The organism is Brachyspira innocens ATCC 29796 (assembly GCF_000384655.1).
GTDB classification, from domain to species: Bacteria; Spirochaetota; Brachyspiria; order Brachyspirales; family Brachyspiraceae; genus Brachyspira; species Brachyspira innocens.
This window is the reverse complement of sequence record NZ_ARQI01000111.1, coordinates 1-20,405: the sequence shown is the minus strand read 5'-3', so window position 1 is coordinate 20,405 and position 20,405 is coordinate 1. Positions and strand designations below refer to the sequence as shown.

Here is a 20,405-nt window from a genome sequence, read left to right as displayed (position 1 = left end):
TTTTTATGTATAGTACATTTTAGATTTATCCACTATATATAATACAAACTTATTAAACTTTACTTTTATAATTATTTTTGTATAATAAATATCATGAGAGATTTAGATAGATTAAAACAGATATTAAATGAACCTATTACTGTTAATAATTTAAATAGAATTAATGATTATTTTATACGCTATTTATTTTCTCATGCTGGTAATGAAAGTATAGCTTTAAATTTTATTAATTCAGTATTTAAAGATTTAAACTTTGAAACTTTTAAGAAAATAGAAATACTTAATCCATTTAATATTGCTGAAAATTATGATGAGAAAGAGTCTATAGTTGATATAAAAGCAACAACAGAAACAGGAATAACTGTTTTAATAGAGATACAGTCAAGAGGAAATGAAGATTTTATAAAAAGAGCTTTGTATTATTGGGCTTATAATTACAGTTCTAGTTTAAATAGAGGTTCTATTTATGATGAATTAAAACCTACTGTAAGTATTAATATTACAAATTTTATACTTACAGATGAAGATAAAGTGCATAGCTGTTATGTATTAAAAGAATTAAACAATAATAAAATTCTAACAGATCATTGTCAGCTTCACTTCCTTGAACTTCCTAAATTTAATTTAAAAGATATTAACAAAATAGAAGAATTTCATAAAGAGTTTATTTCTTGGATAAAATTTTTTTATATAAAAAATTATGAGCGTCTTTTAAGTTTACTTAAAAGAGCCTAAAAGCGAATAATTTTTTATTTATAAATGAGGAAGATATGTCTATCTTAATGAAAGAAAATACAATATTTGAAGAAGTAGAAAAAAAATGCCGTACATTTATTAATGACAGTCCAGTAATGGATAAATATAAAAAACGAGAAGTAGATACATATTTTTTTAATAAGAGTATGGAGTTAGATATAAAGAAGGCTAAAGAAGAGGGTATTAAAGAAGGTATAGAACAAGGTATAGAACAAGGTTATAGAACAAGGCATTAAAGAAAATCAAATATTAACAGCTAAAAATATGAAAAAAGAAAATATAGATGTCAATATTATAAGTAAAGTAACAGGATTAAGTATACAAGAAATAGAAAATATATAATAAATATAAAAGTTACAGTAAAAAAGTGCAGGCATTATATATGTATGCACTTTTTTATTGTAAAAATATTTTGTAATTGAAATTTTAGTTATTATAATTTATAATGCGAAAATAAAAATACATACGGACGGTTTACTATGAAAAATATTATTTCCATGATCATAATATTTATTTTAATGATTTCTATAATTTCATGCGGAGGCGGAAACAAAGAAGCTGAACAAACAGAAAATACTCAAACTAATCAAACAGAAACTAATAAAGTATATATCAATCCAACAAGTACAAATGAAAATCATAATACAGATATTGATATTAACATTGATACAACTAAATATACTAATGAATATATTCAAGGTACAGAGTTAGACCCTATGCCTACAGGATATAAAAAAATAGATGAAATACTTAATGAACATAAATATAAAGCACCAATATACGAAATATCAAAATTATTAGCAGAGGAAGGACTAGAAGGAAAAATTACTGAAATGACAAATTTTGGTGATAAATATATATATAAAGATTCTACTCCTTTATTTTTGGCAGTACAATTTGGATACAATGATTTAGCAAAAGAGTTTATAAAAGAAGGTGCTGATGTTAATGCCAGAGTAGATGATATGGAAACAGAAGACGGTCTTGATATGCTTTACTATGCTGTTAGAAATAATAATCCTGAAATGACTAAAATCTTAATTGATAAAGGACTTGATAAAAATAGAGATTATGGTTATGAATATTCTTATTATTTAACAGATATTGCTATTGACAACAACAATCTTGATGTACTTAAACTTCTTGTAAAAAGAGGAGATTCAAAAGAAACTTTAATTCCTGATGCAGTAAGAGAAAATAATATAGAAATGGTTAAATATTTATTATCTATAGGACAAGATATAGATGCTCAAATATTTTATGACGGATTTTGGGTTAATTCTCCTTTGAAAGTAGCTGCAGAAAACGGATATGTAGAAATGGCTAAATTTTTAATTGATGAAGGAGCAAATTTAAACTCAGCTGATGATTATATGCTTTATGCATATAATAATTATGATATAACTAAATTATTAGTAGATAATGATGTTTTTAATCTTAATACTAATACTACTAAAGAAGAAGCTATAAAATTAGTACAAGACGGCAAATATTATGAAATAGAAAAATTATTATTAAGTGAAGATTCAAACAATATAGACGGATATGATGAATTGATGAATGCTATATCTAAAGGCGATATGAAAGCATTAGAAAAACTTATAAAAGATGATACTGATTTGAATAAACAATATGATAAGATTACACCTCTTGGCTTAGCTGCTGCTAGAAATGATAAAGAAATGGTTAAATTTTTAGTAGAGAAAGGTGCTGATATAAATTTAGAAGACGGATACGGATATACTCCTTTAATAATAGCAATGAAGTATCGTAATATTGGTTTAGCTAAAGATATTATTGATTTAAAGCCTGATTTAAATGCTATATGTTCAGCAACAGGAGATACACCTTTAACATATTTAGTACGTGAAGTTTGGTTTGGTACAGATGCTTGTTACTATATGATAAAAAATGGTGCTGATGTAAATAAAAAAAATGATAATGGAGATACTCCATTAATAGTTGCCGTAGAAAATGTTATTGGAAGTTATGGTATGTTAGGAGTTATTATAAATATGGGTGCTGATTATAACATTAAAAACAAAGAAGGAAAAACAGCTATGGATATTGTTATAGAAGAAGATGACAAAGTAGCACTTCATCATTTAAATAATCCAGACACTTTAGAATACTATCTTACTATATAAATATAAAAATAATAAAAAGTGCATGCATTATATGTATGAACTTTTTTATTTACATTTTTTAATTTTGACAAATTATATTTGGTTATATAATAATTTGAAAATTATTTTTTATTATCCAAATATACTATATAATACAGGTATTATAAAACATACTATAAAAGCCCAAACTCCGTAAATATATATATAAAATACTGATTTGGTATTACCTATAGTGATTTCTTTTATATTTGGAATACTATCAGTTTTTTTGAATATTATCAGTATAGACTTGATATTAAAAAATGTTATAAAAATCAAATTGCCTAACATAACTAAATTTGTACCTATCAATGTTATTTTATTTGGGCTTATACCATATTCTACTAATCTGTACAAAGAAGATGTTAACACTAATATATCAAAAATAATTGCTATTAAAGGAAGAACAATATATAAAGCCTTAGTAAATATACTTGATTTATAATCAATCCTTATAAAGAACATGTTCAATACAATTATAGCAAGCATTATATTATAAAGTATAAAACTGACTCTGTTATCATAAGGGCTTATGTCGGGCATTAATAAGAGAATCAAAAGTATAAATATAAATAATAAACTGAAAGGCATTAATATTCTTGATAAATATATAGAAATATTAGTTTTCATATTCCTATAAACTGTATATACCAAAAAAGGAAATAATGAAGTAAAAAATGATCCTGATAATACTATTAATTTTATTATAATATCATCATCTAAACTGCCAATAATATCTTTTATTAAAAATAAAACTATCGCTGCAAATATTCCAAATACTGCTGATACTACACCTGCTATCAAGCCTGCAAATATTGATATGTCAGCAGAAAAAGTAAAGAACTCTGAAATACTTTTGGAGTTTAATACTTGAAAACCATTATATGATAAAGCTATTATTATAAAAAATATTATATTATTAAATATATATTTTATAATAGAGATTTGTTCAAAAAAATCCATATTATCTATAGCAACACTTCTTATAAAAAAACCAGTGCTTAAATCTACAATAAATATAAAAATAGCTGATAGAAATGTTATTAATATATTTTTTAAATTAAAATTTTTATTTATATAAAATATCAAACTTAAAGAGAAAAAATAAAATAGATGAAAAAATGGAGTAAATAAAGTAAAACTATATTCTGAATCCATAAGGAATCTAGAAATTCTATTATTCATCAAAATAAAAATAGTAAATGTAATAAGAGATGAAGCAATAAGACCTATAAAAATAATTATTAAATTTGATATTAAATTATTTTCTAATATTTTTCCTATTTTACTGTTTATATCATTAATTGTATTTGTTTTTTCATTTGTATTGTTATTTTGAATACTATTTTCTTCCATAAATTGTTACCTCATAAACCCCATAATAGTAAATTAAAAAATTGATAACCATTATAATATAATAAACATAAAAATCAAGCATAAATATATTAGAATTGTTTCAAAAGTACTTGACAAGATTATATATGAAATTTTTACAATTTATTAATTATAAAAATAATGTTTTACATGTTATATAAACTATAATTGTAGTATATAAATATGCAGTCTTTTTGCTTCTTTGTGCCACGCCACGGGCGGACAGCGTCCAAAAGAAGTGGGGGTGTTACGAAGTACGCAGAGCGGTGGGGCTAGTCCCCACAATTAAATAAATAAATTTAGTTTTGAAACAAGTCTATTGTATTCTTTTTATAAACATTTTACTTGACAAAACAACGCTTTATTTTATATTTTTCATTACTATATTATTATAAAGAACATAAGGAAATAAGATGTCATACTTTGAAGAAGGTTTAAAACTATTTAAAGAAGGCGAATATAAAAAAGCTGTAGAATTATTTAATAAAGCCTTAAATAAAGAAGAAGAAAATACTAAATCAGAAATATATAACTATCTTGGGCTTTCAGAAAATGCTTTAGGCAATCTTGAAGAGGCTATTAATTACTATGATAAGGCAATAGAAACAGATGAAAATTATGCTGAACTTTACTATAACAGAGCTAATACAAAATGCAATTTAGGTCTTTATGAAGAATCTGTAAAAGACTATGATAAAGTGATAGAATTAGTACCTACACATTCAAAAGCATATGATGACAGAGGATTTGCTAAAGGTAATTTAGGACATTATGAAGAGGCTTTAAAAGATATTGATAAAGCTATTATTTTGGACAGCACTAATATAGATGCATACAGCGACAGAGCATTTATAAAATTGATTTCAAAACAATATACAGAAGCTATAGAAGATTATAAAAAAGTTTTGGAGTTGGACAATAATGATATATATGCATATAATGGTATAGGAGATGCTAAAAGAAGCATTGGACTTTATGAAGAGGCTATTTTTTATTATAATAAGGCAATAGAGATTTCTCCTGCGAGCAGTGCCTATGCATATAATAATAGAGGAGTTTGCAAAATAGGATTAAAATTATATAATGAGGCTATACTCGATATAAATAAATCTTTAGAGATATATGATGAATATACTGATGCATACAACAACAGAGGAATAGCAAAGTATAATCTCGGACTTTATGAGGATTCTATAAAGGATTTTGATAAAGCTATAGAATTAAATCCCCAGTATTACTATGCATACAATAACAGAGGCAACTCTAAAAGTGCATTAGGGCTTTATGAAGAAGCTATAAGCGATTTTGATACAGCATTAAATATAGAGCATTCATATATTGATGCATATTATAATAGAGCACTTGCAAAAAATAATCTTGGTCTTCATGAAGATGCTATAAAAGATTATGATATTGTAACAGAGTTTGATGATAATAATATAGAAGCATATTATAATAAAGCACTTTCATATTATAATTTGTCAGATTATAAAGAGGCTTTAAAAAATTATGATAGGGTTATAGAATTAAATCCTCAATCTGCTGACGCTTATAACAACAGAGGCTTTACAAAATATTGTATGGGGCTTTATGAAGAGGCTATAAAAGATTATGATAAAGCCATAGAAATAAATCCTGATTATGAAAGGGCTAAACAAAATAAAGAAGAGGCACTTACAAAACTAAAAAATTAATTATCTTTGACAATTATATTTTTAGTATTATAATATTTTTTAAAAATAAATTGTAATAAAAGGTTATTGTGTATGTACGAAATGAAAACTGTAGTAGGAACAAGCCAAATAGATAAAGACGGACTTTTAAAAGCTTCATCTATATTTGACCTTATGCAGGATTGTTCTTTTTTTCAATTGGATTCTGATATAGAGCTTACAAAATATTTTAATGAAAACAATATAAGTATGTTTTTGGTATCAAGGCAGGTTGATATATATAAACTACCAAAATACAGCGATAAAATAACAGTACGTACTTATGTATATGAATGTAATGAGGCGTATGGATATAGAAATACTGTAATATATGATGAAAATGATAATGAACTTGCTATTTGCTATGCTATAGGAGGATTTGTAGATTTATCAAGCGGTGCTTTGATTAGGGTTCCTTCTTCGTTTATAGAAAATTATAAATTTGATAAAAAACAGGATATGAATTATCTGCCTAGAAAAATAAAAACTGATAATAATTTGTTAAAAGAAATTGACAGATTTAAAGTAAAAAAATACTGCATAGATGACAATAATCATGTTAATAATGCAAGGTATATTGATATGGCTATAGATTATGCCGATGATGATTTTAAAAGAATAAGAATAGAGTACAGAGTTCCTGCCGCTTTAGGTGATACTATAGTGGTAAAAAAGGCTCTAATTGATGATAAAGTTTTACTAAAGTTTGATAATGAAGATAATAAAACATATGCAATTATAGAGTTTTCTTATAGTTTATGATACTATAATTTTGCCTCTTCATCATTGGATATTATTCTCACTTCAGCATTAAGAGTAATTCCTTTTTGATTATATACTTCTTCTTTTACCTTTCTCATAAGATTAAGTATATCATAACCAGAGGCATTATTATAATTAACTATAAAATTGGCATGATAAGGAGAAACCATAGCTCCTCCTAATCTTACACCCCGCATATTGATAGAGTCTATAACTTTTCCAGCTATCATATTTGTATTATAATCATTTAGAAATGTACTTCCTGCAGAAGGATATGTAAATTGATGTTTTGTTTTTCTGTCTTTAAGATATTTATTCATTTCTGGTTTTATTAATTTTTTTGATGATTTATTTAATTTAAATCTTACATCCAAGATAATATATTTTTTATCCTGAAAAATACTTCTTTTATAATCATATTGGCATTCATTATTTCCTATATGCATATATTCAATATTATCATCTATTATTCCAACACTGTCTATAAACTCAGATACCGAATGCTCATAACATCTTGCATTCATGTAAGCTGCCCCGCCTATGCTTCCGGGCAGACCATATAAAAATTCCAAACCAGTAAATGCATTTTTATAAGCGTATTTTACAGTGTCAATAACTCTTGCACCAGAATATGCTAATATATTATGCGATGTATGTTCTATACGGCTGAAAAAACCTGTATATATTATTGGAAACTCTATTACCTTATCCAAAAATAATATATTGCTTCCGCCTCCTAATATTAAATATCTTTTATCTTTTTCATTAAGAAGTTTTATTAAATCTATAAATCCGTTAATGGTCTCTGGAATATAGAATTCTGCAGCTTTAGCATTAACTCTGAAAGTATTGAATTTTTTAAGCGATACATTTTTTCTTATTAAAACGCCTTTTATAGATTTATTCATAATATTTATTTCCATATATTTTATTAACATAATAATAACAAATTTAATAAAACATTACAATACACTATATTTGTTTCAAAACTCAATTTATTAATATTTATAGTTTTTTAATTTAATATTTTTTTAATTATAGTTTGGGCTTTGCTGCGAAGCACACAGTTGTGCCTGCTCTGCGTGCCTTTGGCAACCCAACTTCTTTTGCCACCTAGACACTTACTAGGTAAGCGGCACAGCTGACGTAGGCAAGCTAAAGACTGCATGTTTATATACTAAAATGATGTTTTATACCACATGTAAAACATCATATTTCTAATTTTAAAAATCAAATAATTTTATATTTAATGTTGTTAAGTAGTTTTGAAACAAGTCTAATAAATTATAAATTAATAAAAAAATTTTATTATGCTTTTTAATATACTTGTTATTAATATTTTTTAATATATAATGTTACCGTAAAAAATAATTTTTATTTGTAATATAAAATTAAATATCTTTTAAGGAAATAAAATTATGGCTTTATCTATAGGAATAGTAGGACTTCCAAATGTAGGAAAATCAACACTTTTTAATGCTTTAACTAATGCTCATGCTGAAGCGGCTAATTATCCGTTTTGTACTATAGATAAAAATGAAGCTACAGCTATAATAAAAGATGAAAGAGTTGATAAATTAGCAGCACTTTTCAAATCAAAAAAGAAAGTTTATAACACAACAACATTTGTAGATATTGCAGGACTTGTAAAAGGAGCTTCAAAAGGTGAGGGATTAGGCAACAAATTTCTTTCTCATATTAGAGAAGTTAATGCGGTGCTTCATGTTGTACGTGTATTTGAAGATGGAAATATTACTCATATAGGAGATGTTGATCCTTTAAGAGATTTGGATATTATATTAACAGAGCTTATGCTTGCCGATATTGAAACTGTTAATGCTAGAATGGAGAAACAAAAAAAGATAGCAAAAGGGGCTAAAGTAAAATCGGCAGAAGAGGAAGTTGCATTGCTTGAAAAAATACTTCCAGAGTTAAATAATTTTAAGCCAGTATTTAGTCTCGATCTAACAGATACAGAGAAAGAAATATTAAAGCCATTATTTTTACTTACAGCAAAAAGCATGATGATAGGTGCTAATTTATCAGAAAATGAACTTGCTAATCCAGAGAAAAATCCTAATTATGTAACATTACAAAAGTATGCAGATGAAAGAAATATTGAGTTAATACCTTTCAGTGCTAAGATAGAGGCAGATTTACAGGATTTGGACGAAGAGGAGAGATTAAGCTATTTAGAAGATTTAGGAGTTAAAGAATCAGGAGTTGCAAGACTTACAAAGGCTGGACACAGATTATTAAAACTTTTAACATTCCTAACTTCTGGAGAAGATGAAACAAGAGCTTGGACAGTTAGAGAAGGAGCTTATGCCCCAGAGGCTGCTGGTGTTATACACAGCGATTTTGAAAGAGGATTTATCAGTGCTGAAGTTATAAACTGCGATAAACTTTTAGAGCTTGGAAGTTTTGTTAAAGCCAAAGAGGCTGGAGCTATAAGACTTGAAGGAAAACAGTATCTTATGCAGGAAGGCGATGTTGTAACTTTTAGATTTAATGTTTGATTGTTATAATTAATAAATAAAAAACATATAAAAATAAAAACAACGATTAGAATAATGAATATAAACTTTGAAATAAAATATATAAAACTTTTTGTATTGTCAGCATGTATAGGTGCTGTTGTAGGATTTATAGTTTCTATTTATAGATTAATATTGTATAGATTAAGTGTTAATGTCTTTTATGTTTCAAATTTTATATTTGACAGGTGGTATTATCCTATACTTCTTTTTATATTTCTTATAGGTATGGGCTGTCTTATAGGTTATATATTAACGCAGTACCCCCAGATAAGAGGTGCTGGAGTTCCGCAGATAAAATATTATATATCGCTTCATGAACCAAAAAACATATTTTTTGAAATTTTATTTAAACTTTTAGGCAGTATGATATCTTTTGCAAGCGGTATTTCATTAGGAAGAGCTGGTCCTTCTATGCATGTTGGTATGCTTGTAGGGCTTTTCTTTCATAAATATTTTTCTAAATTATCTAAATATAGAAGATATCTGCTTGTTTCAGGTGCTTGTGCTGGAATGACAGCTACTTTCAGTGCTCCTTTTACTGGGATTGCTTTTTCTTTTGAGGAGCTTGGCGAACAGAAAAACCATATAGTATTTGTATGCATAGTTTTTTCTTCAATAGCTTCAATATTGGTTGTGGAGCATATAGTAGGGCAGGGATTTATACTTAATTTTGATTTGCCTAAAATACTTGAAGTAAGACATTATATATCTATTCTTCCTTTTGGTATAATATGCGGAATACTTGCTTCAATTTTAAACTTTCTTATGAATTTCTTTTCTAAGATGTATCAGAAAATTAAAAATGATATAATTCGCCCAGTGCCTGCTTTTTTACTTGCTGGTTTTATGATAATGTTTTTTCCTTATGTTTTAGGTAGTGGCGATTTGCTTATAGGAAGTATTGTTAAAGACAAATTTTCTGTTTCTATGCTTTTTATACTTATATTTGTTAAACTTTTTTATACCTCTGTATGTGCCACATCTGGTGCTGTAGGAGGAGTATTTTTCCCTACATTTATACTTGGAGCTTCTATAGGATCTGTATATGATACCTTTCTTATTAAATATTTTCCAGATTATGCTGTATACGGAGATTTATTTATACTTCTTGGCATAACTTCTCTTATGTCTGGCATTACAAGAACTCCTATAATGGTATGTATATTAATACTAGAGATATCAAATTCTATTTCAAACTTTTCTGCTCTGGTAATGACGGCAATTATATCATACATGGTTGCTAAAGTGCTTGGTGTAACTTCTATATATGACCAAGATAAATAACAAAATAAATAATGAATATAAAACTAATTATATGTTTTGAGGGATTTATATGTTATTGTATCAGGAGATGTTTAATGATTGTTTGAAAGAATATTATAATGTTTTTGAAGAATTATTAAATTATTTAGAAAATAATGATAAAGAACAATTTGAAATAAATATTGCTCCATTTGTATATAAAGAAGATAATGAGGCGGAATATACAAAAGATAAAAATTATATTGAAAGATTAAAATTAGTTTTATCTATGCTTTATCATAAAAATAGAAATGATTTAATGAATAAAAAATCATTTGAAGATTTGCTTGTTTTTTTGTTTGAAGAAGAAATAAAAGACAGACAAACTAATTCTTATCAAGGTATAGGTACTTCTTTGGAAATTATAAGTTTTTTATTTGTCAAACTTTATAATGGTGATATAAATAAATTACTCTCTAAATATAAAGATTTATTTGATAAAGCAAAAAATGCAAACTTTGATTGTAATTGCGGTTATGGTATTGATGACTATAATTATTATAATGAAAGATTAGATGAATTAAATTTAGATTCTATAATATCATATACTATAGATATTAATGAGTTAACATTGTTTTCAAAACTTGTTTGTATATGGAAAAGCAATGTAAAAGAATGGGACAAAAAGAATTTAGATAAATTAAAATATTATGTATCATTTATAGAAGATAAAGAATCTTTACTTGAAACTACTAAAAAACTTTTTGAAATAATTCTTCAAGAAAATGAAAGTAATTGGGATATAGTTTCTGCTTTAAATAGTTATCTTAAATCTTTAATTGATAATAATAAATATGATTATGCTTGGCAATTAATATCAAAATATATGAACAATATAAAAAATATTCAAGATGATAATTTTTATGATATTAATTTAGGCAGATATATAATAGAAAGATCAGCGGATATAATGCTTAATATTAATGATAAAGAAACAGAAAAAGAGATATGGGATTTTATTAGCGAGCCTTTCACAAATAAACATTCTTCTTTTTATCTAAAATTATACGAAAAAGTTTTATTATGCTGTGATATTGTAAAAGATGAAAAATTAAAGAATAAGATATCAAAAGAATACAAAAAAGAATTAAAAAAGATTGAAAATATATTCAAATAATTTGTATTTCATTATTAAAACATATCATACTTGTTTCAAAATTACCTTATAAACAATTTTACAAGTTTGTTATTCCATACGAAATATATAATATTAATAATAAAATAAATATTTTACATTTCGTATAAATTATATATTCAAGCTTCAAAAATGCGTTTTTTTCATGCGGTAAGGCCTTGATTATTTTATATCATACCTAACTGTACTTCAGAGGTTATAAAATTATTGGTGGTATTATGGAGTACTCAGAGCGGTTAGTTATCAGTATTTAGTAATTGCAAAAAACTAATTATTAGAATTATAAATATTATTTTAAATTATTATATAATAATATCACTATATACATATATAATATTGCATTAGCTTTGATAATTATTAAATTATTTGTGATTATTTTTCATATAAAATTTTTTTATCAATATTATTAAATTTTATGTAATGCATTTTTTATATACTATAATTAAAATATTAGTTTAATTATTTGATTTTTTGTATTTTTTATATTATATTATAGTGTATGAAAAAAAGTTAGTTTTTTAAAAAATATCTAAATTTTTTTTAGTTTATTTTTATGTGGTTTGTATATTATGAAAATAAATAATCTTTCCTTTAGAATACCTTTTATAATTTCAATTACTTTTATATTATGTATGTTTGTTATAGTGCTTATAATTACTGTAGTAAGTTCAAAATCTATAGAAGATACTGCTATAAAGGGACTTAGAGTTGCTGCCAAGTCGTATTCGGATATGATAGATTTATATTTTTCAGAGAAGAGACTTGTTATGGATTTATACTCTAAAGATCCTAATTTAGCAAGATATTTAGTTAATCCTACCGAAGAGAATAGACTTGCTGCTGAGGCTTCTTTAAAAGAGTTTACAAGAGAAGTAGCTGATACAGAGGTTTTTTATAATTATTCATTAGTAAACTTTAATGCCAATATAATACTTGATTCTATAGGAGGCAAACTTCTTCATATTAATTACGGAGCCGACTCATCAGACTGGACTAGATTTAAAGAAACAGGCTATGATTTTGCAGGAAGAGATTTGATACAGCCTTCTTCAGCCAATCCTCTTAATGCTATATGTGTTATATGGAAAGGTGTCAAAGATGAGAACGGTAATGTAGTAGGTGTATTAAACAGCTCTATTAACTGGATGAAGTTTATAGCAGATTATATTACACCAAGCCAATTAGGACGCACAGGTTCTATAGCTATTATAGACAAAAATAAAAATATAATAGCACATAATGATACAAATAAACTCTACATATATGAAAGTAATATAATAGGGACATCAGCTTATGAGAGAAAACCAGAAACTATAAGAGAAAGAGAAGATAAATTTTTTCAGTATGTTTTAGATAATAAAGAAGGTATTTTGGAATATGTAGATGATAATAATGTTTCAGAAATATCTTTATTTAATCCTATAAATAATACACCTTGGTATTTAATAGTAAGCTACAGCCAAGATGAAATTTATGGCGATAAAAATAGGCTTACAAAAATAGTTATAGTTATAGCTTTGATTATGTCTGTTATAATTTGTATAATAGGAAGATTAATAGCAAAATCAATAATAAAGCCCTTGAATATGGTTGTAAAAGAGGCTGACAATATATCTAATGGTTATATAATAAATAGTGATGTTACATGCAGTACTAGAAGAGATGAGATAGGTAATTTAATGTGCAGTTTTTATAATATGAAAGAGGCACTTACAGATGCTGTTAATGTAGTAAATGTTATTTCTGCAGAGGCAAAAAATAGGGCTGGAGAGATATCTTCTAAAAATGATAAACTTCATAGTGAAACAGAAAATAATTTTGATAAGATGCATACTGCTTTTGATATTACTAACAATATAGGTAATTCTGTATCAGAAACTGCAAATTATGCTAATGAACTTATAGATATAATGAAAGAAGCTAATGCTTATATAGATATGGCTGACAATAGTATAAGCGAGGCAGCAGAGAATTCCAATTCAGTAAGTGAGGTAAGTAATAAAATAAAAGATATTACTAAAGTTATAGAACATATAGCTTTTCAAACTAATATATTAGCTTTGAATGCTTCAGTAGAAGCAGCCCGTGCAGGAGAAAACGGAAGAGGATTTTCTGTAGTTGCCAATGAGGTTAGAAACTTGGCACAAAATACATCAGGTTCAGTTAAAGATATATCTTCTCTTATAGAGGAAAGCCAGAAACGCATAGAGCTTGCGGCAGAGTCTACTAATAAATCAAAAGAATTATTTTATGATATGAAAGAAAAAATAGAAAAAACATATTCTCTTTTATCTAATTTTACTGAGGCTTTGAAACTTCAAAAAGAAGGTATAGATTCTATAAGTATGCATATAAGCGATATAGAAAAAAGCTCAAAGAATAATACTAAATTGGCAGAAGATGTAAGCGAAATTTCTAAGGAACTAGAAGAATTATCCATAAATTTAGAGGAAGCTGTATCATTTTTTAAGTTAAAATAGCGAATGATTAATAAAAAATACCTACAATGTGTATATATTTTTGATATTACTTGAAAAATCTTGCAATTTATGATATAATATATAAATGTATAATCTTAATTAAATCAAGGTTAAATTATTATGAAAAATTCTCAAGTATTTATGGAAGGTGTATGGAAAAATAACCCAACCTTCGTTCAGGTTCTTGGTATGTGTCCCAGCTTAGCAGTAACCAGCAGTGTTATGAATGCTATAGGTATGTCAGCAGCTACTATCTTTGTATTAGTATGCTCATCTGCTTTAATTTCACTTATAAAAAAGATTTATGCTAATGAAGTTAGGATTATGGGATACATTGTAGTTATAGCAGCTTTTGTTACTTTAACTGATATAGTTATGAAAGCTAAGTTTTATACTTTGTCTTTAGCTTTAGGTCCTTATATTCCTCTTATAGTTGTAAACTGTATTATATTGGGAAGAGCTGAGGCTTTTGCAAATAAAAACGGTATTATACCTAGTATATTTGATGCTTTGGGCAACGGTGTAGGTTTCTTCTTTGCTTTGACACTTCTTGCATCTGTCAGAGAGATATTAGGAAACGGTACTTGGCTTGGTTTTGATATAGTAGGAAGTATAAGAGGTTTTGTAGAATCTGCTATGCCTTTTGCTTTGAATGCCTATAATGAAATTACGACTCCTTGGGTTGTTATGATCATGGCTCCGGGTGCTTTCTTTACTTTGGGTACTTTAATCGCTATAAAAAGAGCCATAGATGCTAGAGGAGGAAAAGCTAATGGTTAATTTAATTTTACTTTTTGTTGCTACTGTATTGGTTAATAATTTTGTACTAACTAAATTTTTGGGTATATGTCCTTTCTTGGGCGTATCAAATAAATTAGATTCTGCAATAAGTATGGGTATTGCTGTTACTTTTGTACTTGTACTTACTGCCGCTGTAAGCTGGATGATTCAATACTATATATTAGTTCCTTTTAAAATTGAATTCCTTCAAACTATACTGTTTATTATAGTTATAGCTGCTTTGGTTCAGTTTGTAGAGATGGTTGTTAGAAAAACTAGTGAAAGTTTGTATTTGTCTTTAGGTATTTATCTTCCTCTTATTACTACTAACTGCTGTGTATTAGGTTTGGCTTTATTTGGAGTATTATACAAATATAATTTTATACAGAATATAGTATTTGCTTTAGGAGCAGGAGTAGGCTTTACATTAGCATTGGTTATAATGGCCAGCATAAGAGAGCGTTTATCTACTGCTGATATACCTCAGGCGTTCAGAGGACCTGCTATGCCTTTTATAACTGCAGGAATACTTGCTCTTATATTTTATGGTTTCTCTGGTATAATCAAAATATGATTATTTGTGTGTTAGAAGTTATTTAAAAGGATAATAAAAATGATGACATCTGTTTTGGTAGCTTCAATATCTTCAGGCTTAATTGCTTTGATATTGGCTGTTTTATTAATATTTTCTTCCAAAATTTTTAAAGTTGAAGTTGATGAGAGAGTTACTCAATTAACCGAAATGCTCCCTGGTGCTAACTGCGGAGGATGCGGTTTTCCTGGCTGTGCTCAGTTTGCTAAAGCTTTAGTTGATGACAAAGCTCCTGTAGACGGCTGTTCTGTTGGAGGAGCTAATACTGCTGCTAAGGTTGCGGACTTTTTGGGTAAAGTAGCACCTGCTCAAAAAGAGAGAACAAGAGCTTATATTTTCTGCCATGGACATAATGGTATAGCAAAATCTGATAAAGTATATAATGGTGCTGATACTTGTGTTTCTGCTGTTATGGCTGGAGGAAATAAAAACTGTTCTTATGGCTGTGTTGGTTTTTATGATTGTATGAAGGCATGCGAGTTTGGTGCTATTATTAAAGATGAAAAAACTGGAATGCCTGTTATTGTTGAAGATAAATGTGTATCATGTAATGCTTGTGTTAAGGCTTGTCCTCAAAAACTTATAGAAATACACCCTGTTTCTCAAGAGTTCCATGTATACTGTAAATCTAAAGATAAAGGTCCTATTGCTAAAAAGGCTTGCGACAGAGCTTGTATAGGATGCAGTATTTGTGTTAAAGCTACTAAAGAGGGCGGTATGAAAATAGATAATTATCTTGCTATAGTTAATTATGATGATTATTCTATTACAAATGAAAGTATAGCTAAATGTCCTACTAAAGCTATTACTAATGAAAGAGTAAATTCTGTAAAAGATCTTTCAGAAGTTAAACAGGCATAAAATTAATTAATTTGTAAATATAAAAAGCAAGAGTCTATAATTATAGACTCTTGTTTTTTATTGTATTTTGTTAATATTAATAATTTAAATCAATATTAAATCTGTCATTGATTAATGGTATTATGTTCATTACGGGCTCTTCATAGGGGTGAACTTCTTTCATAACCTTAATAATATTTTCTACATTTTTTATATCGGTTGAAAACTCTACCTTATCTTCAGGAGCTTTTGATATTTTATCAACTTCTCCATCAAAAGGATTAGCTCCTTCTAAAGGACGCCAATACCCAGTAATTTTTGTTACAGACATGACATTATCATAGTTGCCAATACCTAAAGCTCCTATACTATTTAAAGCCTCTCTTAATTTATCAGTATATTCTTCTGGTATATATATTTCGATTTTTACTTTTTTAAAATACATAAAACTTTATCCTTAAATCATAAATCTATATAATAAAGCACAATATCTTCGTATTCATTATTTTTATTAAGATATCCTTTTTTTACTATTCCTATTTTATTAAACCCAATTTTTTCATATAGTTTATGAGCAGCATTATTGGATATTACAACAGCATTAAACTGAAGTATTTTATATCCAAGCTCAGCACCTTTTTTAATAGAATCTCTTACTAAAGCCTCTCCTATACCTTTGCCCCTTGCATCTTTACTTACAGCATATGAGGCATTAGATATATGTCCGCATCTTCCTATATTGTTTGGGTGAAGTATATAAACTCCGTATATTTTATCATCTTCATAGGCAATACCTGTATAATCCTGAGAGCTAAAGTATTTATGAGCCTCTTCTTCATTTTGCAGAGTTTCTATTTGAGGAAAATATATTCCTTCTTTTATTATATCATTCCATATATTTAATGCTTCTTTAAGATATTTTTTTTCGTATTTTACTATTTTCATTTTTATTTCCCTTTTTTAAATTTATCTAATTTTGTTTTAACCAATTTTTTCCTTTAAATATTCTAGCCATAAGCATACCAACTCCTACATCATTAGTAGCATTTATTGTTGTAGCTGGGGCATCTGTTATTGTTCCTATTAATACCATTATAGGTATAGCCTCCTGTGGAAAATGGAATGCAGATATTATAAAAATCTCTCCTACATATCCTCCTGCAGGTATTGCTCCCATAACAGAAGCAGCAAGCACCGATACTAATATGGCAGTAATAATATTTTGAGGCTCTAATATATTAACATTAAACATACTGCACATAAAAGTAATTTTTAATACAGTTATTAATGCAGCTCCAGATTTATGAAGATTGCATCCCATAGGTATAGTTAAGTCATTAATATCATCTGGTATTCCTATATTTCTTCCAGCTATTAAATTTGTAGGTATTGTAGCAGCTGATGAGCATGTTCCAAGCGATACCAAAGAAGGAGGTATAATATATTTCCAAAATAGTTTTACTCCTTTTATTCCAGCACCAAGGTATGCGAATATTGTATTTGATAAAAAATAAAATACAATAGCAGCTATAAAATATATGATTAAAGCCCTAGATAGAGGTCCTGATAGTGCAGCCCCATTTTGCCCAACCAAGACAGCAAAAAAAGCACCTAGTCCTATAGGAGCTAAATACATAACATATGAAACTACTTTTGATATAATGGCCGTTAAAGAACCAAATAATTTTATTGCCTGTTTACCAGCCTCTCCTGATTTAACCGTTGCAATCCCTACAAACATAGCAAATACTATTAATGCCATTAAGTTTTGTCTTGACCATAAAAGATTAAAATCACTTACAGTAAACATAGCTAATATATTTGAATTGCTTTTAATATTACTTATAGTTTCATTCATTACTATATTAGAACCTTCTGCTGGATTAAATATTATAGTTATTACAAGCATATAAATTGAAGCTATTATCTCTGCTAATATAAAAATTATAATCATAACAGACAGCACTTTTCCTAATTTATTTGTATTTTCCATATTTGATATAGAATACACTAATGAAACAAATATCATAGGTACAACACAGCAGTAAAGCAGATTTAAAAACACATCGGCTATAGGCTGAAGAATAGCTGCCTTTTCTCCAAATACCGCCCCTATAACAGCACCTAATATCATTGCAAAAATTAATATGAATGAAAACTTATAATTTTTTAAAATATTCATAAATTTGCTCCCAAACTATTATATTACTGTAATAGGTTACATGAAAAAAATTAATAAGTCAATATTATTTATACATTAATATAAGATTATAGTATTATTAATTTTTGGTAATATAAATAAATAATAAAAAAATATGTTTTTTAAAAAATTTAATTGTTTATGCTATAATAATGCAATGCTTATAAATTATTATGAAGTAGTAATTTTAATAATATTTAATTTTTTAAATGATTTGAGAAATATTTCATCAGTAAATATTTTAATTAGAAAATAATTTTATAATCAGCATTTCTCAAAGTCTTCAAGAACTTTTTTGAACCTTTCTAAATCTATGGAAAAATTATATTTGTCCCTATCCTTTATATTGTAAAAATAATGTATGTTTTTAGGATCATCTTCTATATATTCAAAATACTTCATACCCTTTATAGAACATATATATTTATGATAATCCTCATAACGAACATTTGCTACTATACCAAACAGTGAAGTATTCTTATCACAGCATATTATATTGGTTAATCCGCTTCCCAAAACAGATATTATTTTTTTAGCTTTATTAAATAAACAAAATTGCTCTGCTATAGAATAGTCTTCAGGATATATAACTTTATATCCTAATGGTAAAAGTATATCAAGTAATTCTTTTTCATTTATAATATTTCTAGTTTTTACTTTTTTACGGCTTATATATATTTTATCATGAAATTCGATATTACATTTATTTAATAATCCTTTAGTAAACTCTAAAAACTTATCACATTCCCATTTAAAAGGTTTTGAAGGAACTAAACATGGGAAAGAGCTAAAAAATAAATTTTCACATTCTATCTTTTTTTCATCTGGAACATTAATAACATTTTTAACTCCAAATAGTTCAAGACTTTCTTTATAAAATTTGGCTTTACATCCTTCACTTATTATAAAAGTATCTATTTTATCAAATAATCCAGAATCTTTTAATATAAATAATCTTGATAATATATCGTGAATCCAATGTCCGTAATATTCCTGAGCTGCAGATTTTAAAGCAAAAATATTACCTTTAATTCTAATTTTTCTGCGTAAACTAAAAAATAAAAATCGTCCAGATAACTGTGCACTAGGTTCTATTATATCATCATGTAAATTATCTTTTATTAATTTGCCATCTTTAGTAAAGATAAATCCGCAATCTGAATAAACTACTGCATTTTTGATAGAACATATATAATCAATTTTATTAGAAGATTTATATTGTATAGGTATATAATTTGTATATTCTGAATCTTTAGCATTAATTGATTTTTTTTTCAAAGCATCAGATATTTTTTTTGATAACTTATTTCTTATACTAGAATGCAATAATTTATTGAATATAGGCATTATTGTTCCTTATTAAATTAATAAAACTGCTAAAAAAATATTTGATATAATTTTCCAGATTAGTGAAATATTTTACAATTAGGTATTGTATGATATGACAGTCAATAATATAAAAAATTAATTTAAATGTGATGCGATGCGATGCGATGCGATGCGATGCGATGCGATGCGATGCGATGCGATGCGATGCGATGCGATGAACATATAAAAATCCTATCTATAGTTGTTTATAAAAATTAATTAAAATATACATTAATTTTAGAATTTGTCAATAAAATAAATTATTTTAATATTTTATTTACTTTACTTTTATATAAAAAATTATTAAAGTATATTGACAAATATATAATTAGTTATATATTACTTCACGTTTTTATTTACTATATTAATGTTTTTTTAGAGATTATATTATGAATTCTA

General features: G+C 26.6%; 16 protein-coding genes and 1 pseudogene. 11 read left to right on the top strand and 6 right to left on the bottom strand.

Features of this window, described 5'->3' with window-relative positions; genetic code table 11:
- Positions 1 to 93 precede the first annotated feature (93 nt).
- A pseudogene (locus tag F811_RS16035) lies at positions 94 to 1,098 on the top strand (Rpn family recombination-promoting nuclease/putative transposase).
- A 137-nt stretch (positions 1,099 to 1,235) separates the two neighbouring features.
- The gene (locus F811_RS0107795) at positions 1,236 to 2,903 is read left to right on the top strand and encodes an ankyrin repeat domain-containing protein (RefSeq protein ID WP_020004695.1); all 1,668 of its coding nucleotides are present in this window, start codon (positions 1,236 to 1,238) and stop codon (positions 2,901 to 2,903) included.
- Between the two features lie 111 nt (positions 2,904 to 3,014).
- Here F811_RS0107795 and F811_RS0107790 read toward each other — a convergent pair whose 3' ends face one another.
- Positions 3,015 to 4,277 (bottom strand): hypothetical protein, encoded by a 1,263-nt coding sequence (locus F811_RS0107790; protein WP_020004694.1) that lies wholly within the window; start codon positions 4,275 to 4,277, stop codon positions 3,015 to 3,017.
- 431 nt (positions 4,278 to 4,708) lie between these two features.
- Here F811_RS0107790 and F811_RS0107785 point away from each other — a divergent pair, with 431 nt between their 5' ends.
- Positions 4,709 to 5,989, top strand: a complete 1,281-nt coding sequence (locus F811_RS0107785) for a tetratricopeptide repeat protein (protein WP_020004693.1) — start codon at positions 4,709 to 4,711, stop codon at positions 5,987 to 5,989.
- Between the two features lie 72 nt (positions 5,990 to 6,061).
- Positions 6,062 to 6,769 carry an acyl-[acyl-carrier-protein] thioesterase gene (locus F811_RS0107780; RefSeq protein WP_020004692.1) on the top strand — a complete coding sequence of 236 codons (708 nt, stop codon included), beginning with the start codon at positions 6,062 to 6,064 and terminating at the stop codon, positions 6,767 to 6,769.
- 2 nt (positions 6,770 to 6,771) lie between these two features.
- Here the strand turns inward: F811_RS0107780 and murB are convergent, their stop codons facing one another.
- Positions 6,772 to 7,677, bottom strand: a complete 906-nt coding sequence (gene murB, locus F811_RS0107775; protein WP_020004691.1) for a UDP-N-acetylmuramate dehydrogenase — start codon at positions 7,675 to 7,677, stop codon at positions 6,772 to 6,774.
- Between the two features lie 510 nt (positions 7,678 to 8,187).
- Between murB and ychF the strand changes: the two genes are divergently transcribed.
- The 7 genes from ychF to F811_RS0107740 all read left to right on the top strand — a co-directional run bounded on the left by ychF (position 8,188) and on the right by F811_RS0107740 (position 16,459).
- Complete coding sequence (gene ychF, locus F811_RS0107770; RefSeq protein WP_020004690.1) at positions 8,188 to 9,288, top strand: redox-regulated ATPase YchF; 1,101 nt, start codon at positions 8,188 to 8,190, stop codon at positions 9,286 to 9,288.
- Positions 9,289 to 9,342: 54 nt separating this feature from the next.
- Complete coding sequence (locus F811_RS0107765; RefSeq protein WP_020004689.1) at positions 9,343 to 10,593, top strand: chloride channel protein; 1,251 nt, start codon at positions 9,343 to 9,345, stop codon at positions 10,591 to 10,593.
- Positions 10,594 to 10,642: 49 nt separating this feature from the next.
- Positions 10,643 to 11,728: a hypothetical protein gene (locus F811_RS0107760; RefSeq protein WP_020004688.1), complete on the top strand. Its 1,086-nt coding sequence runs from the start codon at positions 10,643 to 10,645 to the stop codon at positions 11,726 to 11,728.
- A gap of 587 nt (positions 11,729 to 12,315) precedes the next feature.
- Complete coding sequence (locus tag F811_RS0107755; RefSeq protein WP_020004687.1) at positions 12,316 to 14,226, top strand: methyl-accepting chemotaxis protein; 1,911 nt, start codon at positions 12,316 to 12,318, stop codon at positions 14,224 to 14,226.
- A gap of 120 nt (positions 14,227 to 14,346) precedes the next feature.
- On the top strand, positions 14,347 to 15,006 hold the full coding sequence (rsxE, locus tag F811_RS0107750) for an electron transport complex subunit RsxE (protein WP_020004686.1): 660 nt from the start codon (positions 14,347 to 14,349) through the stop codon (positions 15,004 to 15,006).
- The gene (gene rsxA, locus F811_RS0107745) at positions 14,999 to 15,580 is read left to right on the top strand and encodes an electron transport complex subunit RsxA (protein ID WP_020004685.1); all 582 of its coding nucleotides are present in this window, start codon (positions 14,999 to 15,001) and stop codon (positions 15,578 to 15,580) included. Before rsxE ends, rsxA begins: the two co-directional genes overlap by 8 nt.
- A gap of 39 nt (positions 15,581 to 15,619) precedes the next feature.
- The gene (locus F811_RS0107740) at positions 15,620 to 16,459 is read left to right on the top strand and encodes an RnfABCDGE type electron transport complex subunit B (RefSeq protein ID WP_020004684.1); all 840 of its coding nucleotides are present in this window, start codon (positions 15,620 to 15,622) and stop codon (positions 16,457 to 16,459) included.
- Between the two features lie 76 nt (positions 16,460 to 16,535).
- Here the strand turns inward: F811_RS0107740 and F811_RS0107735 are convergent, their stop codons facing one another.
- The 4 genes from F811_RS0107735 to F811_RS0107720 form a co-directional block, all read right to left on the bottom strand.
- Entirely contained in the window at positions 16,536 to 16,883 is a 348-nt protein-coding gene (locus F811_RS0107735; RefSeq protein ID WP_020004683.1) for a YqfO family protein, read from the bottom strand.
- A 17-nt stretch (positions 16,884 to 16,900) separates the two neighbouring features.
- Positions 16,901 to 17,383 carry a GNAT family N-acetyltransferase gene (locus tag F811_RS0107730; protein ID WP_020004682.1) on the bottom strand — a complete coding sequence of 161 codons (483 nt, stop codon included), beginning with the start codon at positions 17,381 to 17,383 and terminating at the stop codon, positions 16,901 to 16,903.
- A gap of 25 nt (positions 17,384 to 17,408) precedes the next feature.
- Entirely contained in the window at positions 17,409 to 18,620 is a 1,212-nt protein-coding gene (locus F811_RS0107725) for a dicarboxylate/amino acid:cation symporter (protein WP_020004681.1), read from the bottom strand.
- 282 nt (positions 18,621 to 18,902) lie between these two features.
- On the bottom strand, positions 18,903 to 19,985 hold the full coding sequence (locus F811_RS0107720; RefSeq protein WP_020004680.1) for a glycosyltransferase family 61 protein: 1,083 nt from the start codon (positions 19,983 to 19,985) through the stop codon (positions 18,903 to 18,905).
- Positions 19,986 to 20,405: the final 420 nt, after the last annotated feature.

Bases quoted from the DNA above. Each gene is read 5' to 3' on its own strand.
- F811_RS0107795 (WP_020004695.1), top strand. From the start codon at position 1,236: ATGAAAAATATTATTTCCATGATCATAATATTTATTTTAATGATTTCT.
- F811_RS0107790 (WP_020004694.1), bottom strand. From the start codon at position 4,277: ATGGAAGAAAATAGTATTCAAAATAACAATACAAATGAAAAAACAAAT.
- F811_RS0107785 (WP_020004693.1), top strand. From the start codon at position 4,709: ATGTCATACTTTGAAGAAGGTTTAAAACTATTTAAAGAAGGCGAATAT.
- F811_RS0107780 (WP_020004692.1), top strand. From the start codon at position 6,062: ATGTACGAAATGAAAACTGTAGTAGGAACAAGCCAAATAGATAAAGAC.
- murB (WP_020004691.1), bottom strand. From the start codon at position 7,677: ATGAATAAATCTATAAAAGGCGTTTTAATAAGAAAAAATGTATCGCTT.
- ychF (WP_020004690.1), top strand. From the start codon at position 8,188: ATGGCTTTATCTATAGGAATAGTAGGACTTCCAAATGTAGGAAAATCA.
- F811_RS0107765 (WP_020004689.1), top strand. From the start codon at position 9,343: ATGAATATAAACTTTGAAATAAAATATATAAAACTTTTTGTATTGTCA.
- F811_RS0107760 (WP_020004688.1), top strand. From the start codon at position 10,643: ATGTTATTGTATCAGGAGATGTTTAATGATTGTTTGAAAGAATATTAT.
- F811_RS0107755 (WP_020004687.1), top strand. From the start codon at position 12,316: ATGAAAATAAATAATCTTTCCTTTAGAATACCTTTTATAATTTCAATT.
- rsxE (WP_020004686.1), top strand. From the start codon at position 14,347: ATGAAAAATTCTCAAGTATTTATGGAAGGTGTATGGAAAAATAACCCA.
- rsxA (WP_020004685.1), top strand. From the start codon at position 14,999: ATGGTTAATTTAATTTTACTTTTTGTTGCTACTGTATTGGTTAATAAT.
- F811_RS0107740 (WP_020004684.1), top strand. From the start codon at position 15,620: ATGATGACATCTGTTTTGGTAGCTTCAATATCTTCAGGCTTAATTGCT.
- F811_RS0107735 (WP_020004683.1), bottom strand. From the start codon at position 16,883: ATGTATTTTAAAAAAGTAAAAATCGAAATATATATACCAGAAGAATAT.
- F811_RS0107730 (WP_020004682.1), bottom strand. From the start codon at position 17,383: ATGAAAATAGTAAAATACGAAAAAAAATATCTTAAAGAAGCATTAAAT.
- F811_RS0107725 (WP_020004681.1), bottom strand. From the start codon at position 18,620: ATGAATATTTTAAAAAATTATAAGTTTTCATTCATATTAATTTTTGCA.
- F811_RS0107720 (WP_020004680.1), bottom strand. From the start codon at position 19,985: ATGCCTATATTCAATAAATTATTGCATTCTAGTATAAGAAATAAGTTA.